Below are 16,121 nucleotides of genomic sequence, written 5' to 3'. Positions count from 1 at the left end.
GTCATCCTTCCGCTTTTAGCTCTAAGATGAGATCACGAAGCTCGGCAGCCCGTTCGAAATCGAGTGCTTTTGCGGCGTCCTTCATCTCCTGCTCCATACCTTCTATGAGCTTTGCTCGCTCTTTTTTGTTTTTTGGTCGTAGTATTGCCTTTGTATCATATTCCCCTTGATCCTCTGCCGCAAAAGTAGCTTTGATAACATCGCGAACCTTCTTCTGGATCGTGGTCGGGGTGATGCCATGCTCGAGGTTATACGCTTCCTGTATTTCTCGTCGCCGCTTCGTTTCACTTAATGCGATCTCCATGCTTTTCGTTACTTTATCGGCGTACATGATAACCTGTCCGTTGGAGTTACGCGCAGCGCGTCCGATTGTCTGGATGAGGGAACGCTCCGAACGGAGGAAACCCTCTTTGTCTGCATCGAGAATGGTGACAAGGGAGACCTCGGGAATATCGAGTCCTTCCCTTAATAGGTTGATTCCCACCAGTACATCATATTTTCCAAGGCGCAGCTCACGGATGATCTCGATCCGCTCCAAGGTTTTTATTTCAGAATGGAGATAGGCAACCTTGATGCCGAGTTCCTTCAGGTAAGCTGTCAGATCCTCGGACATCTTTTTCGTAAGGGTCGTCACAAGCACTCTTTCATCCTTTTCCACCCTTTTATGGATTTCGCCGATCAGGTCATCAATCTGACCTTTGATTGGACGGACCTCTATGGTTGGATCCAATAGCCCTGTTGGCCGGATGATCTGCTGGATCATTTCCGGTGTATGCTCTATTTCATAAGGTCCTGGTGTGGCAGAAACATAGACGATTTGACTTGTTTTTTCTTCAAACTCTTCAAATCTTAATGGGCGGTTATCTTTTGCAGACGGCAGACGGAAGCCATGATCCACAAGCACCTGCTTTCTCGCCTGATCTCCATTGAACATTCCCCTGATTTGCGGGATCGTCACATGAGACTCATCCACGACAAGCAAAAAGTCCTTCGGAAAGAAGTCGATCAAGGTGTATGGGGTCGAGCCGGCCGGTCTTAACGTCAAATGCCTGGAGTAGTTCTCGATGCCTGAGCAGAAGCCCATCTCGGCCATCATTTCCAGGTCATAACGGGTGCGCTGCTCAAGTCGCTGCGCTTCCAGGAGCTTGTTGTTTTCCCGGAGCTCCACCAGACGCTCTTCCAGTTCAGCCTGTATATTCACGATTGCTTTTTTCATTTTTTCTTCACGGGTTACGAAGTGGGATGCCGGGAAGATGGAGACATGATTACGGTCTCCAAGTATTTCCCCTGTGAGGGCATCCACTTCACGGATGCGGTCGATTTCATCCCCAAAGAACTCCACGCGGATACAATGTTCATCGCGGGAGGCCGGGAAAATCTCCACCACATCGCCTCTTACACGGAACGTTCCACGCTTAAAATCAATATCGTTGCGGGCATATTGAATGTCGACAAGATCGCGAAGCAGGGCGTTGCGTTCCTTTTCCATGCCTGTTCTTAATGAAACAACAAGGTCGCGGTATTCTTCCGGCGACCCTAACCCGTAGATGCACGATACACTGGCGATGATGATGACATCCTGCCGTTCAAAAAGGGACGCTGTAGCCGAGTGTCGCAGCTTATCGATTTCGTCGTTGATGCTTGCATCCTTTTCGATGAATGTATCTGTGGATGGCACATAGGCCTCCGGCTGGTAGTAGTCATAGTAGCTGACAAAATACTCTACTGCATTGTTCGGGAAAAATTCCTTGAACTCACTATATAGCTGCCCCGCTAACGTTTTGTTATGGGCAATGATCAACGTTGGCTTGTTCACTTCTTTTATGACATTGGACACTGTGAAGGTTTTTCCTGTTCCAGTTGCCCCAAGCAAGGTCTGATGCTTTTTGCCGGCATTCAGCCCTTCCACTATCTGACGAATGGCCTCGGGCTGGTCCCCTTCCGGCTTATATCCTGACACTAATTCAAACTGATCCATCTACACAGCCTCCATTTCCGTTCTAAACTTCTACCAATATTCTACCACAAAGCAACTCCAAAACAACAAAAATACGAACTGACATTCGATTATTTTTATTCATGATTCCATCTTTGTTGATATTAGCCTCTTATTCTATTATTGTTATCCTGTAAAGGAATTGTGAAACCTGTTTAAGGGAGATTGGGATGAAAAATAGTCTTTTTATCATTATTTTATGCGGTTTTATGTGGATAACAGGCTGCAGCTCGAACAGTATCCCCACCGAACCGCTAGAATTTTCATACATAGATGAAAAAGCGCTGAAAAATCCGTCTCAAGAACTTACCTACAGTGAAATTGATGGGGAGTATGTGCACGATTTCATTGATAGGAACAAGGACAAGGCCGTTCGTTGGACGGCGACGGTGATACGTGTGGATGATGACCGGACATTTGAGCTACAGGAACCGCTCCTGCCAGCAATACTTGTTACTGTTTCGGATGCACCATCGCAGCCTATAGAAGTGGGGGATATCGTGACCTTCACCGGAGTGCTGACAGGCTATGGGGAAACCTATGGCAAGGACCCATTGTGGGTTGTCCGTCCGGCTCGATTGGAGAAAACGACAGAGGAAGAACGTTCTGCTGTGGAGGCATACCGCCAAGCGGCTGAAAACGCAAAAAAGGAGACGGACTCTGAATAAAGTCTGCCTCCTATTTGAATTCACCGGAATTTCTTCACCATTTGTCTTGCGTAGATGAAGCCAACACCAATCGAAATTACATCTATTAAAATGATATACCATTCTTCGGTATACCCCTTTATCATGGAACCTATGAAAAGCGCTATCGTCAGCCCTGTCCCCACATACAAGCTATATGTGACCCGGGTGAACAGCACCACAAGCAGCGCAGGCAGAAATACTGCCAATAAAACCTTCACCAATAACAAACTCAAAACCTCTTTCCTGTCAGACACTTTTTCCTAATACACATTATAACAGGATTGAGGTCGAGGAAGCTATAGATTGCAATGGTTTGCATCAAGGTATGAGATGTTCTAGCGAATTATTATTGGAGAGACCCTAATCTTCTACTCCACCTCTATCGCCGTCCGTGTGACATTCCTTAATTTCTTCTGCTTGTTTGCCAACTGAATCTTATTTACAAAAGAGAGAACGTTCATTATTTCTTTATCATCCTGCATGACCAGGCCGACAAGATAGGTATACCGCTTTTTCTTTTCATTGATTCTGACACCTTTAATATACGCCTTAAAATCCAGTACCTTCTCAGATATTGTAAATCGCAGCCCGAGTACAATTTCCTTATTCTCCGGCAATAGAACCTTGCTGACAAAACGGAACTTTTCCCCATTTAATTCATCCAGATAGATCGGGGTACTTCCGGTTGTAACTTCCTTCCCCTCCACTTTCAATATGGTCATGCTTCCCACCACATAATTCCTGATGCGGTACAGTCCTTCCCATGCTTCCAATTCATCCAGAGTTGTCTCGTTCCCCACCTAAATGCCCCCATATCCGAAATGTTTTATTATTTTTATCGGCAAAAGGGCTCATTGAATTTAGACACATTTCGACATTTGTAGGTTGAAAGGTGGTTTTTAGTATAAAAGGCCCATGCATTTCTTTGCATGGACCTCACATTATTTATTCATTTTCATTCGCCATGATATCAATCAAGCCAATTTTCGGATTCTTTTCCTGGAACCAGCGCAGGGAGAAGTCACTGTCAAACAGGGCCACATACTGGTCGTTTCTATCTTTCACCAGGATGTTACGGGAATCAAATAGGTTCGTATCCACTTCCTGAGTTTCCAGCCAGCGAGGAATTTTGGAGCCGATCATGTTATAGACGACCTCAACATTATACTCGCCCTTCATGCGGTATTCGAATACGTCCAGTTGAAGCTGACCCACCGCACCAAGGATGTACGCTTCTGTACCATATTGACGGAACAGCTGGATTGCACCTTCCTGGACAAGCTGCGTGATGCCTTTTCCGAACTGCTTCCCTTTCATGACATTTTTCGCTTCCACTTTTACAAAAAGCTCGGGAGCAAACGTAGGGATTTCGTCGAATTCGACCTTTTGGTTGCCATCGAATAAAGAGTCACCGATCTGGTACACACCAGGATCATAGATTCCGATGATATCACCAGGGTACGCATGGTCCACGGTTTCACGGTCAGAAGCCAGGAACTGCTGCGACTGTGATAGCTTTATGGTTTTACCGGTACGAGCTACAGATACCGTCATTCCGCGCTCGAACACACCGGAGCAGATTCGCAGGAATGCCAGACGGTCGCGGTGGGCCGGATTCATGTTGGCTTGTATTTTGAAAATAAAGCCGGAGAATCCAGGCGCCTGCGGTTCTATTTTTTCCTCGGAGGTCTGACGCGGTTGCGGCTCACTCGCAAGATCAAGGAACGTACGGAAGAACATTTCTACCCCGAAGTTGGAGATCGCACTTCCGAAGAATACAGGAGTCTGCAATCCGTTCTTCACTTTTTCAATCGAAAAGTCATTGCCGGCTTCCTCTAAAAGATCGAAGTCCTCTTTTGCTTGAACGAATGTTGGGTGTGTAGAGATTTCTTCTACCCCATCCAACTCTTTAAAAGGAATGCGCTCTTCCTCGTCCTTCCCTTGGTAACGGATGAACACTTCATTATAGCGGTCATAAACGCCCAAAAAGCGTTTCCCCATTCCTACAGGCCAGTTCATCGCATAGGACTCGATACCGAGAACCTCTTCAATTTCCTCCAAGAGTGCAAGCGGCTCTTTTCCTTCACGGTCAAGCTTGTTGATAAACGTGAAAATAGGAATCCCGCGCATACGACAAACCTTGAAAAGCTTGATCGTCTGAGGCTCCACCCCTTTTGTACAGTCGATGATCATCACCGCGCTGTCCACTGCCGTCAACGTACGATACGTATCTTCACTGAAATCTTCATGTCCAGGGGTATCGAGAATGTTGATATGACGGTCCATATACTCAAAGCTCATGACACTGGACGTAACGGAAATTCCACGTTTTTTCTCGATTTCCATCCAATCCGACGTCGCGAACTTGCCTGATTTCTTCCCTTTTACCGTACCCGCTGAACGGATGACGTTTCCGAATAATAAGAGCTTCTCCGTTAACGTTGTTTTCCCGGCATCCGGATGCGAAATAATCGCAAACGTTCTTCTCCGGTCTATCTCTTTATTTAAAAGTTCATTTTTCACAGTTTCCGTACCTACCTCTCAAAAATTACACAATAGTGATATTATAGCAGAAACACAGGCCAATAAAACATAGCAAAGATGTGAAAACCTATTTCCAATACAAGGTTTATCCTGTATACTCTTTGTAAATATATGTTAGGAGTGAACAAAATGGCAAAGAGCAAAGCGAAAAAGCTGCGAGAAAAGCTTGCACGAGAAGGAAAAAGAAATCCGGAGAACGGCCGGGGAGTCTACGCACTGGCAAATCTGACGACAAAAATGACGAAAACGAAGAAAGAAAAACTGAATAAGATCTATAAAAAAGAACGACAATCTCGCTACGGTATGGATAGAGAGGATGTCGTTCTTTTATTTTGTTTGCTCCGTTAAACACCGCTGTTGATTTCCGCACTAGGCTTCGCTTTCCGCGGGGCGGTGCTGGAGCCTCCTCGGGCTTTGCCCTGTGGGGTCTCCAGCCTACCGCTATCTCCCGCAGGAGTCTTCGCCTATTGCTCCAATCAACAGCTAGTTCAACACTATGCTTAACATAACCTTTTTGTTAATTGATTGGCGACAGATCTTCCATCAAAAGTGGATACCTGTTTTATTTTTTGTAGTTTCTCACTGGGATTTGGGTCTATCGGACTTTTATAACATTCTATCGAACTTTTTTGAATTTCTATCGAACTTTTTCTGCGTTCTATCGAACTTTTTTCCAGTTCTATCGAACATTCACCAAATATTTCATAAAAAATACCAGAGAGCACTAAGACTCTCCGGCACAAAACCTTATCGCTGTTGAAACTTCACAATCTCATCATATTCCTGCTGGAACAGTCGGCTCAAGCGGATAAAGATTGGCGTCAGTTCTTTATATGTTTCCACTGCTTCCGGTTCCGGCGTGTAGCTGTTTGTTGATCCGACCATCTCGGCCATCACGTCAAAGCTGTCGATTTCGCCTAACGCATACAGGCCGAGCACCGCCGCTCCGAGACATGAGCTCTCGACGCTTTCCGGTATGCTGACCTGCTGATTGAAGATGTTGGATAGCATCTGGCACCATACCTCGGAACGGGCGAACCCGCCTGTCGCATGGATTTTATCCGGAATGCCGATGATCTCCTCAAGTGCCAACAGGACCGTATAGAGATTCAGGTTGATTCCTTCCAGGACGGCACGCATCATATGCTCTTTTTTATGATGGATGCCAAGGCCGAAGAAGGATCCACGTGCATTTCCGTTCCATATCGGTGCACGTTCGCCAGTCAGGTAAGGATGGAAAATGACCCCTTCCGAACCAGGCTTGATGCTGGCAATTCTGGAGGTGATCACATCGTACGGATCCATTCCTGCAAGGCCTGCTTCCTCCGCCTCTTCTCCGCACAGCTCATCGCGGAGCCAGCGCATGATCATGCCGCCATTATTGACCGGACCACCGATAACCCAATGCTTTTCCGTAAGGGCATAACAGAACGTTCTTCCCTTTGGATCTGTCACAGGACGGTCGGTTACCGTACGGATTGCACCGCTTGTTCCAATTGTCAACGCGACCACGCCAGGCTGAACCGCATTAACGCCCAGGTTGGAAAGTACGCCGTCATTGGCACCAACAACAAATGGAACATCAGCGGAGATTCCCAGCACCGTAGCCACTTCCGGCTTCATCCCTCTTAACACTTCTGTCGTTGGGACGATATGGGAAAGCTGCTCAGGTGATACTCCCGCAATCGCTAAAGCTTCTTCATCCCAGGAGAGGCTTTTCAGATTGAACAGTCCTGTCGCAGAAGCGATGGAGAAATCCACGACATACTCGCCGAATAATTTATGTAAGACATATTCCTTAATGGAAATGAATTTCGCTGCTTTTTCGAACACCATTGGATGGTCATTACGGAGCCAAATGAGCTTCGCCAGAGGAGACATCGGATGGATCGGTGTTCCGGTACGCAGGTAAATCTCGTGACCGTTCCACTCCTCTTTCAGCTTCTTCGCCCATTTTTCGCTGCGCTGATCGGCCCATGTGATGCTTTTCGTCAATAGAGTGCCCGCTTCATCAATCGCAATCACGCTATGCATCGCGGCACTGAAGCTGACATGGGAAAGTTCGTTTTCTGAGATGTTCCCCAGGCGGACCGCTTCCCTGATCGAAGTCAGAACCGCCTGCAAAATCTCATCCGGATCCTGCTCAGCCGCGCCAAGCTCTGGGGTATACAAAGGATATTCCACAGCAAACTGGCTGCGCACCTGCCCCTTCTTTGTAAAAAGCACCGCCTTCGTACTCGTCGTTCCTATATCGACACCTAACATGTATTTAGCCAAGTTGATTTCCTCCTTATGCCGGTCTTTCTGGTCTTTGAATTATGTGGATGGGACAACGGAAAAAGCGCCTAATCAGCGCTTTTGTCCGTTCATAGTGGGACGAGGGATCAGTCCCTACCCGATAAATATTCCAATAACAAATACTACCACAAAACCGACTAAACCGATAATCGTTTCCATCATGGTCCAGGATTTCAATGTGTCTTTTACGTCGAGTCCGAAGTATCTGTTCACGAGCCAGAAGCCTGAGTCGTTTACGTGTGAAAGAACGGTCGCACCGGATGCAATCGAGATAACGATCAGTCCTAGTACCGGTCCTTCCAGACCAAGGATGCCGATAAGCGGCGTGATAAGACCTGCTGCTGTTACCATCGAAACGGTAGCAGAACCTTGGGCAACACGTACTGCTGCTGCAATCAGGAACGCCAGCACGATTGGCGGTAAAGCAGAACCAGCCATCATATCACCAAGTACTTCACCAACACCTGAGTCAATCAGTACTTGCTTGAAGACTCCACCGGCACCAGTTACAAGGATGATGATACCGGCAGGTTCCAACGCTTTTGTTGCAATGTCTTGAATCTCCTGCTTGCTGTAGCCACGTTTTGTACCTAAGAAGAAGAAAGTTAATAGTGTTGCAATAGTCAATGCCACGAATGGATGACCAACAAAAGTAGTAATTTCCCTTACAATGTGACCTTCGTCATAAATCACTGTAGAAAGCGTATTCACCAAAATCAGTACTAAAGGAACTAAAATGATGCTAGCGATCAATCCAAAGCCAGGTAGATCTTTGTCATACTCTTTTTCTTCCATTTCCATATATTTCGGAACTGCCACTTGAATCTTTTTACCGATATACTTACCGAATACAGGACCCGCAAGGATCATAGCCGGAATACCAGCGATTACACCGAACAGGATGACCCAGCCAAGATCTGCACCAATCAAGTCTGCAACTGCGATCGGTCCAGGTGTCGGCGGAATGAAACTGTGCGTTACCGCTAAACCTGCAAGCAATGGAATACCATAGTGCAATAATGATTTCCCTGTTTTTCTGGCCAATCCATAAACGATCGGAACCAAAATGATGAAACCAACATCAAAGAATACCGGGATTGCTACTAGGAAACCTGTAATACCCAGTGCCCATTGGGACTTTTCTTCGCCAAACTTTTTCATCAATGTTTGAGCAAGACGTTCTGCTCCGCCGGAAACCTCCAGCATTTTACCGAACATGGCACCAAGTCCGACCACGACCGCTACGAACCCGAGGGTGCCTCCCATCCCGCTCTGAACGGATGCGATAACTTCATTAAGTGGCATGCCTGCTGCAATACCAACCAGTAAACTCACAAGTAAAAGTGCAACGAACGCATGCAGCTTTGTACGGATTACCAAGAATAATAGCAAAAATATCGCTGCTGCTGCGATTAATATCAACATAGAACCTGACATGTTAGTGTCCTCCTCAAATTAGTTTTTTTCAACGGCATGGCCGCCAAATTCATTTCGTAGTGCTGCTACAACTTTTCCAGAAAACGTATCGGTCTCAAGCGAGCGGTAACGCATCATCAGTGCCATGGTGATTACTGGGGCTGCTGTCTGCAAATCCAGCGCAGTCTCCACTGTCCATTTTCCTTCACCCGATGAGTGCATCACACCTTTGATCGCTTCAAGATTTGCATCCTTGCTGAACGCGTTCTCCGTCAGCTCCATCAACCATGAGCGGACAACCGAGCCATTATTCCATACCCTCGCAACCTTTTCGTAATCAAAATCGAAATCACTTTTATCCAAAATGTCAAAGCCTTCTGCAATGGACTGCATCATGCCGTATTCCACTCCGTTATGTACCATTTTCAAGAAGTGGCCGCTTCCGGATTTTCCGGCATACAGGTATCCATTTTCTACGCAGATATCTTTGAAAATCCCTTCCACATGGCGAAATGCCGCTTCGTTCCCGCCAACCATCGTGCATGCTCCGTTACGTGCGCCATCCATTCCTCCGCTTGTGCCGACATCTAAATAGTGGATGCCTTTTTCAGCAAGTACTGCCGCACGCTTCAGCGTATCCTTGTAGTTGGAGTTTCCACCATCGATGATGATGTCGCCTTCCGTTAAAAATCTACTAATCTCACTTAGTACACTTTCCGTGATTTCTCCTGCAGGAACCATCATCCAGATCACCTTTGGAGATTCTAGCTTTCCGATTGCCTCTTCAATCGAATAGGCAGGTATTGCACCATACTTCTCACTTTTGGCAACGTTTTCACGCTCGACGTCAAAAGCAACTACCTCGTGTTTGTTATCTATCAGGTTAAGAGTCAGGTTATACCCCATTTTGCCTAAACCTATCATTGCAAGTTTCATAATTTGCTAGAACTCCCTTCATGTTGTTGCTATGTTTTGTGCATGCGGAAAAATATTCTATCTCTATTCTCGTTTGAGGAAAAATATTTTTTGTTATGTTCCTATTATGAAAAAAAATTCTCCATTTTGCAAGCGTTATCAAAAAAATATTTTATTTTTCTTTGAATCATATTAAGATAGATAGTAAGACTACTAATTCTGGAGGTCGCACCATGAACACTCAAGAGAAGCAATACTGCATGATGCGCATTCGTTCCCACTACCCGAAGTTCAGGGGAAAGGAGCTTGCCATCGCGGATTATATCCTCAATAACCCCCAAAAAATCGTCCATAGCACCATCAACCAGGTTGCCGATGACCTCGGCGTTGCCGACTCCACCGTGTTCCGCTTCTGCCAGCGAATTGGCTTCAAGGGCTACCAGGCCATGAAAATTGCGCTTGCTACGGAAATTGTGGAACCGATTCAGGATATCCATGAGAACATCATGGAGCACGATAACGAAAAAACCGTTGCGGAAAAAGTGTTCCGCTCCAATATAAAAACACTGGAGGACACGTTGAAGGTGCTTGATGAACCGTCCTTCAAGCAGGCTGTACAAGCCATCCTCGGCGCCCGGAAAGTGGAGCTGTTCGGAAGCGGTGGCTCCAATGTCATCGCATTGGACGCCTACCACAAATTCATCCGGACCGGGATTTCCGTCAGTGTCCAAGCCGACACCCATATGCAGCTCATGTCTGCAAGCCAGCTGACCTCACAGGACGTGGCGATCATTATCTCCCACACTGGTGCGTCGAAGGACATGATGCATGTGTTGGAGGTTGTACAAGATAACAGCGTCAAAACAATCGGCATCACCAACTTTGCAAAATCGCCTTTGAGCCAAAAGGTGGACATTCCTCTTTATACGGTATCTGAAGAAACCGACTATCGTTCCGAGGCACTGGCATCAAGGATTGCCCAGCTCGCGATGATCGATGCGATTTATGTGAATGTGTTGATGGCGAAGAAGGAGCAAGGGAAAGAAGCGTTGCAGAAGGTGCGGAAGGCTATTTCGGTTAAAAGAGTATAATTGAGTTTGTTGAGTTGTGAAGCCCGCGTTGTGGCGTACCTTTTAGGAGGTATTGCTTGATACGCGGGTTTTGTTTTGTCGGAATAATGGAGGTTGCAGTTCCACTGCTTCGCAGGTACCATCCGATCCCTTTGATTCCCTCACTACCGTACTTTCCTCCGAGTCAGGGTATCATCCGATCCCTTTGATTCCCTCACTACCGTACTTTCCTCCGAGTCAGGGTATCATCCGATCCCTTTGATTCCCTCACTACCGTGCTTTCCTCCGAGTCAGGGTATCATACGACTCCTTTGATTCCCTCACTACCGCGCTTTCCTCCGAGTCAGGGTATCAACCGACTCTTTTGATTACCTCACTACCACGTTTTCCTCCGAGTCAGGGTATCATCCGACTCTTTTGATTCCCTCACTACCACGTATTCCTCCGAGTCAAGGTATCATCCGACTCTTTTGATTCCCTCACTACCTTGCTTTTCTCCGAGTCAAGGTATCATCCGACTCTTTTGATTCCCTCACTACCGCGCTTTCCTCCGAGTCAAGGTATCATCCGACTCTTTTGATTCCTTCACTACCTCGTTTTCCTCCGAGTCATAGTAACATTTGATACTTTTGATTCCCTTACTAATTGACCCGAGCCCGAGTCCAAGTCAAGGTGTCATCTGACGTCTTTTGAAACCATGACTACATCCATCATTGTTCAAAACCTTCTCCAAATACCACTCTATTTCAAGCAAAACACACCCCACCTAAATAATTCCATCCCAACCAACACATACTAATAACAACTCAAAATGAACTACAGGAGGACCTAAAATGAGCACAAAAGAAACTGCTCTTTCCATTTTTGCACTTGGAGGCATCAATGAAATCGGCAAGAACATGTATGTTGTTCAATACGAGGAAGACATCATCGTCATCGACTGCGGAGGCAAATTCCCGGACGAGACTTTGCTTGGCATTGATCTGATCATCCCAGACATTACATACCTGGAAGAAAACAGGGACAAAATCAGAGGAATGATTATCACTCATGGACATGAGGATCATACAGGTGGCATTCCTTACATCATGAAAAAGCTCGATATCCCCATCTATGCGACCCACTTCACCTTGGGGCTGATCGAACTGAAGCTGGAAGACCACAAGCTGTTGAGGGACACGAAACTGACTACTATCGATTCGGAGACGACACTGCAACTCGGCAGCATGGAGGTCTCTTTTTTCAAGGTCAGTCATAGCATTCCCGACTGCCTTGGCATCGTTTTCAAAACGCCGGAAGGAACCGTGGTCCATACCGGGGATTTCAAATTCGATCTGACACCAGCCAATAATGAACGGCCGGACCTTCATCGGATGGCGGAGATCGGCAAAGAAGGAGTGCTTGTTCTTATTTCCGAAAGCACGAATGCGGAGCGTAAAGGGTTATCCCCTTCCGAAAAAATGGTATCCTCCCATATGGAAGAAGCATTCTTGAGAGCGCAGGGAAAAGTGGTTGTATCGACCTTCGCCTCCAATGTCAGCAGGGTGCAGCAAGTGGTCGATGCTGCAAAAAAGACAAACCGCAGACTCGCACTGCTTGGGCGGAGCATGGTGAATGTCGTTCAAGTGGCAATGGAACGGGGATATTTGGACATACCGGATTGGATGCTCATAGAAGCGAGAGAAGTGGAGCAGATGCCACCTGAAAAGGTCGCCATCCTTTGTACAGGAAGTCAAGGAGAACCGAATGCTGCCCTGGCAAGATTGTCTACCGGAAATTTTCGCGATGTCAGCCTTTATCCGGATGACATGGTTGTTTTCGCTGCATCCCCCATTCCCGGTAATGAACGTGATGTCTCAAAAATAATTGACAACCTGTACAAACTAGGTGTCGATGTCATATATGGCTCCGGCAGCTCCACCGGAATGCATGTGTCCGGACACGGCTATCAGGAAGATCTGAAATTTATGCTCACCCTTATGAAGCCTACCTATTTCATTCCGATTCATGGAGAGTACAGGATGCTTCATCACCATGGATTATTGGCACAGTCGATCGGAGTGGAAAGAGAAAATATATTCATTATCAAAAACGGTGATGTTGTGGATGTGGTCAATTCCATTGCCCGTCAAACCCGGTCCATCCCTTCCGGTGACATATTCGTGGATGGCATGGGACAGGGAGATATGGGATCGGTCATGCTGCGTGATCGGAAGGTGCTGTCTGAGGAGGGAATGCTCGTAATTGTCATCACATTAAGCAAATACGACCGTCGTATCCTCTCCGGGCCAGACACCATCACAAGAGGATTTTCTTTTGATCAGAATGCCGATCAGCTCATGAGACAGGTGAATAAATTGGTCACGAAGACGGTAACCGAACTTCAGGAGGAAAATGTACGGAAGTGGAATGTGATGAAACAAAGTATTAAAAAATCAGTCGGGCAGCATATCTTCTCCCAGACGAGAAGAAAACCGATGATCTTGCCGATTATTATTGAAATCTAAAAAGGAGGCAGCTACCTAAAAAGTAGCTGCCTCCTCCAACTTCATCTTAATAAGCTTGGTTGCGTCTTATTTTTCATCCTATGTTTATACCTATTCAAACAAACACTCAAGTACGAATTTTTTAAGTGCTTAACTTGTCCTGCATAAGTATAATCCATTTTGAAATGATAGGATGTGCGTAATTCACTCAAGACTGCGCATAATAAATGAGACCACTCATATGAAAGGATGAACTGCTATTAACTTTAAAAGCGAATTACAAGAAGCGCAAGATATTATACATAAAGCACATCATCATTTAAAACAAGTTAGTTCAAACAGTATAGAATCAGAAGCATGTTATTTTGCTATAAGCGAACTTGAAAAAGCACAACAGAAAATCCAACAGGTTCAACAACAAATAAATGAATAAATTCTTCATACGAAAAATGGCCTGAGAATATGCACCCAAGCCATTTTTTGTTATTAATCGATTATCGATCCTTATCGTTGAGCAGTGTCATTTATATTTTTCAGAAATGCTTCCCGGTTTTTAAACAAGAAAAACATATATATTTCTCTGCTTATATAGAAACGCACCTGATTCTAGGTGCGTTGTGTTAGATGTTTTTTACAATTTCAATTACTTTAGACGGATCTACACGTTTTGTGTAGTCAGAATCGACTTCTGCAAATACAATCTTACCTGATTGGCCGATTACAAATGTAGCTGGCTTTGGAAGTTCCCAATCATCGTTCCCGTTATATCCCGGAACGTTTAATCCAGAGTCCTTATATATTTCAATTAAATAATCCGGCATTTTAAATACCAAATTAAATTGTTCAGCAACTTTATTGCCTTCATCACTGAGAACAATGAATTCAAGCTCATTTTTTTCCTTTGTAGACAAGGATGCATCTGGCGTCTCCGGACTGATGGCTATTAACGTTGCACCAGCGTCTTTGATAGAATCTATTTCGCTTTGATAGGCTTTTAATTCAAGATTGCAGTAAGGGCACCAGCCACCCCGATAAAATGTCAGGATCACCGGTCCATTCGTAAGCTCTTCAGTAATGGACACCATTTTTCCTTTTGCGTCAGGAAGTATAAAATCCGGTACTTGATCTCCTTCTTTCAATCCTTGTGCAACTCCGGATTCTTCTAATTCTTTTGTTGCTTGCGCCATTAACTTTTGCTTTTCCTCAGGAGCCTTTTGCTTAAATGCTTCTTTATAAGCTTGAATTTCTTCGAGCAATGTAGTCATCTTTGTCCTTACCTCCTTTTTCATATCAATTAAACCTTAACAAGAAATTTCCCTTTTTTCATTAAATCTGCTTTTGTGATTCTATCGATTATCGGAATTCATTTACTCTCCAAAGCTTGGTTCTAAATAATAGAAAAAAAAAAGCTCACCATTCGGTAAGCTTTGATGCTTTATCCTTTTCTATTCAGCCTAATTTTGAACGGATTACAGTTAATTATGAAAATTACTTTATACCGCTTCCGTACGCTTCCACTTCTTCCCGTACTGAACAAACAGCAGTCCTAATTCATGATGATCGCCTTCATAGATCGCACATTGTGCAAAGCGGTCTTCGCCATTCGCATCCACGACCTGTAGCTTGCAGAATGCTCTGTTTTGCTGAAGCGCTTCGTAAAAGCCCTCTACCGTAGAAACTGGGATTCCGTTTACTTTTACAATGATTTCCCCGATTTGGAGATTCATTTTTTCTGCAGGACTTTGTGGAATCACTCCCAAAATGATCAGCCCCTTATCTCGTTGAACGAAAATCGGTTGGCTTTCTTCATCATGGGTGCGAACTCTGTAGTGGATAAATTCCCTTCCGAACACCGCCAGGACAGCCGAAAGGATGGCAGCTGTCTCCCACCAAACTCCTGCAATGGCCAGTGCGAAAATCAAGACCCCAAGCGCCGACATCTGACGCCCCGTAATTGGAACGGTTTCCTTTGGTAGGCTTGCTTTCAATCTTGAATAGAAACCCATTGCGAAAGGAACGAGCCAGACGGAAAACGACTGCTCTCCGACTTGAAGAACCGGCCACCACTCAAAGCTGGTTTGTAGGGCCTCTCCGGGAACCAGCACGAACAATGGCAGTACCCATACACGTTGGGAAACATGAGATCCGACCGGAAGACCACGCTTGCTTTTCTCCAATTGAGGCGACGTTTGCGTGGATGCCTGCCTAATAACCAGCATTCCCTCTGCAATCATGAGAATCCCCATCAGGACGGCCATGCTTGGCAAGTGCGTCTCCGATATAGAAGAAAATAAACGATCCATACTTGCTATACCGGTTGTCCATTTCGGAAGCAGGACAACCAATAAAAGAGAAAAACCGAATATGTAGCCTGTTGAGAGGAAGCGAGGCTTAATAAACAGGGTAAATACCACTGTGACAATACTGATTAAAAAGATGGTTCCAAATGGAAGGATGATTCCTGCTCCAAGTGTAATTATGGATAAAGCCAGTCCCAAAACAAGCGTCTTCAACGCTTTTTGCAACTCAGTGAGACCATATTCCACCCGGATGTGAAAATCATGACGCTCCCGCTTGACACGAAAATAACCCAATACCACTGCAACGGCCATGGTTACATAAAAAACAGGATGGATGAATAAGCGACCCACACCCTTCAGTAACTCCAATAACCATGATTCTATCATCGAATCACCGCCTAACATCG

The 16,121-nt window shown here is 45.5% G+C and carries 13 protein-coding genes; 4 read left to right on the top strand and 9 right to left on the bottom strand.

Going from position 1 to position 16,121, the window contains the following annotated elements:
* Window position 1: 1 nt before the first annotated feature.
* The gene (gene uvrB / locus ABN702_RS00425) at window positions 2–1,978 is read right to left on the bottom strand and encodes an excinuclease ABC subunit UvrB (RefSeq protein ID WP_417898925.1); all 1,977 of its coding nucleotides are present in this window, start codon (window positions 1,976–1,978) and stop codon (window positions 2–4) included.
* A 188-nt stretch (window positions 1,979–2,166) separates the two neighbouring features.
* On the opposite strand from uvrB, the gene ABN702_RS00420 reads away from it, so the two are divergent.
* Complete coding sequence (locus ABN702_RS00420; RefSeq protein WP_417898924.1) at window positions 2,167–2,664, top strand: hypothetical protein; 498 nt, start codon at window positions 2,167–2,169, stop codon at window positions 2,662–2,664.
* Between the two features lie 20 nt (window positions 2,665–2,684).
* Here ABN702_RS00420 and ABN702_RS00415 read toward each other — a convergent pair whose 3' ends face one another.
* From ABN702_RS00415 to ABN702_RS00405, 3 genes are all read right to left on the bottom strand, one after another.
* Window positions 2,685–2,903: a DUF2198 family protein gene (locus ABN702_RS00415; protein WP_417901007.1), complete on the bottom strand. Its 219-nt coding sequence runs from the start codon at window positions 2,901–2,903 to the stop codon at window positions 2,685–2,687.
* Between the two features lie 150 nt (window positions 2,904–3,053).
* Complete coding sequence (locus tag ABN702_RS00410; RefSeq protein WP_417898923.1) at window positions 3,054–3,485, bottom strand: hypothetical protein; 432 nt, start codon at window positions 3,483–3,485, stop codon at window positions 3,054–3,056.
* 145 nt (window positions 3,486–3,630) lie between these two features.
* Window positions 3,631–5,208: a peptide chain release factor 3 gene (locus tag ABN702_RS00405; protein WP_417898922.1), complete on the bottom strand. Its 1,578-nt coding sequence runs from the start codon at window positions 5,206–5,208 to the stop codon at window positions 3,631–3,633.
* A gap of 150 nt (window positions 5,209–5,358) precedes the next feature.
* Between ABN702_RS00405 and ABN702_RS00400 the strand changes: the two genes are divergently transcribed.
* A complete protein-coding gene (locus tag ABN702_RS00400; protein ID WP_417898921.1) occupies window positions 5,359–5,577 on the top strand; it encodes a hypothetical protein in 219 nt (72 codons plus the stop codon).
* Between the two features lie 399 nt (window positions 5,578–5,976).
* Here the strand turns inward: ABN702_RS00400 and gntK are convergent, their stop codons facing one another.
* From gntK to gnd, 3 genes are all read right to left on the bottom strand, one after another.
* Complete coding sequence (gene gntK / locus ABN702_RS00395; protein WP_417901006.1) at window positions 5,977–7,494, bottom strand: gluconokinase; 1,518 nt, start codon at window positions 7,492–7,494, stop codon at window positions 5,977–5,979.
* Window positions 7,495–7,620: 126 nt separating this feature from the next.
* Window positions 7,621–8,964: a gluconate:H+ symporter gene (locus ABN702_RS00390; RefSeq protein WP_417898920.1), complete on the bottom strand. Its 1,344-nt coding sequence runs from the start codon at window positions 8,962–8,964 to the stop codon at window positions 7,621–7,623.
* An 18-nt stretch (window positions 8,965–8,982) separates the two neighbouring features.
* Window positions 8,983–9,879 carry a phosphogluconate dehydrogenase (NAD(+)-dependent, decarboxylating) gene (gnd, locus tag ABN702_RS00385; protein ID WP_417898919.1) on the bottom strand — a complete coding sequence of 299 codons (897 nt, stop codon included), beginning with the start codon at window positions 9,877–9,879 and terminating at the stop codon, window positions 8,983–8,985.
* Between the two features lie 212 nt (window positions 9,880–10,091).
* Between gnd and ABN702_RS00380 the strand changes: the two genes are divergently transcribed.
* Entirely contained in the window at window positions 10,092–10,949 is an 858-nt protein-coding gene (locus tag ABN702_RS00380) for a MurR/RpiR family transcriptional regulator (protein ID WP_417898918.1), read from the top strand.
* A gap of 812 nt (window positions 10,950–11,761) precedes the next feature.
* A complete protein-coding gene (locus ABN702_RS00375; protein ID WP_417898917.1) occupies window positions 11,762–13,435 on the top strand; it encodes a ribonuclease J in 1,674 nt (557 codons plus the stop codon).
* 599 nt (window positions 13,436–14,034) lie between these two features.
* Here ABN702_RS00375 and ABN702_RS00370 read toward each other — a convergent pair.
* On the bottom strand, window positions 14,035–14,679 hold the full coding sequence (locus tag ABN702_RS00370; RefSeq protein ID WP_417898916.1) for a peroxiredoxin-like family protein: 645 nt from the start codon (window positions 14,677–14,679) through the stop codon (window positions 14,035–14,037).
* Between the two features lie 228 nt (window positions 14,680–14,907).
* Window positions 14,908–16,101, bottom strand: a complete 1,194-nt coding sequence (locus ABN702_RS00365) for a PDZ domain-containing protein (protein ID WP_417898915.1) — start codon at window positions 16,099–16,101, stop codon at window positions 14,908–14,910.
* Between the last annotated feature and the right edge of the window lie 20 nt (window positions 16,102–16,121).

Origin of the sequence: Bacillus haimaensis, from assembly GCF_048270625.1 — a bacterium.
In the GTDB taxonomy this organism is placed as follows: Bacteria; Bacillota; Bacilli; order Bacillales; family Bacillaceae_I; genus Sutcliffiella_A; species Sutcliffiella_A haimaensis.
Note: the sequence above shows the minus strand (reverse complement) of the source record. Positions and strands in the feature narration are given on the sequence as shown.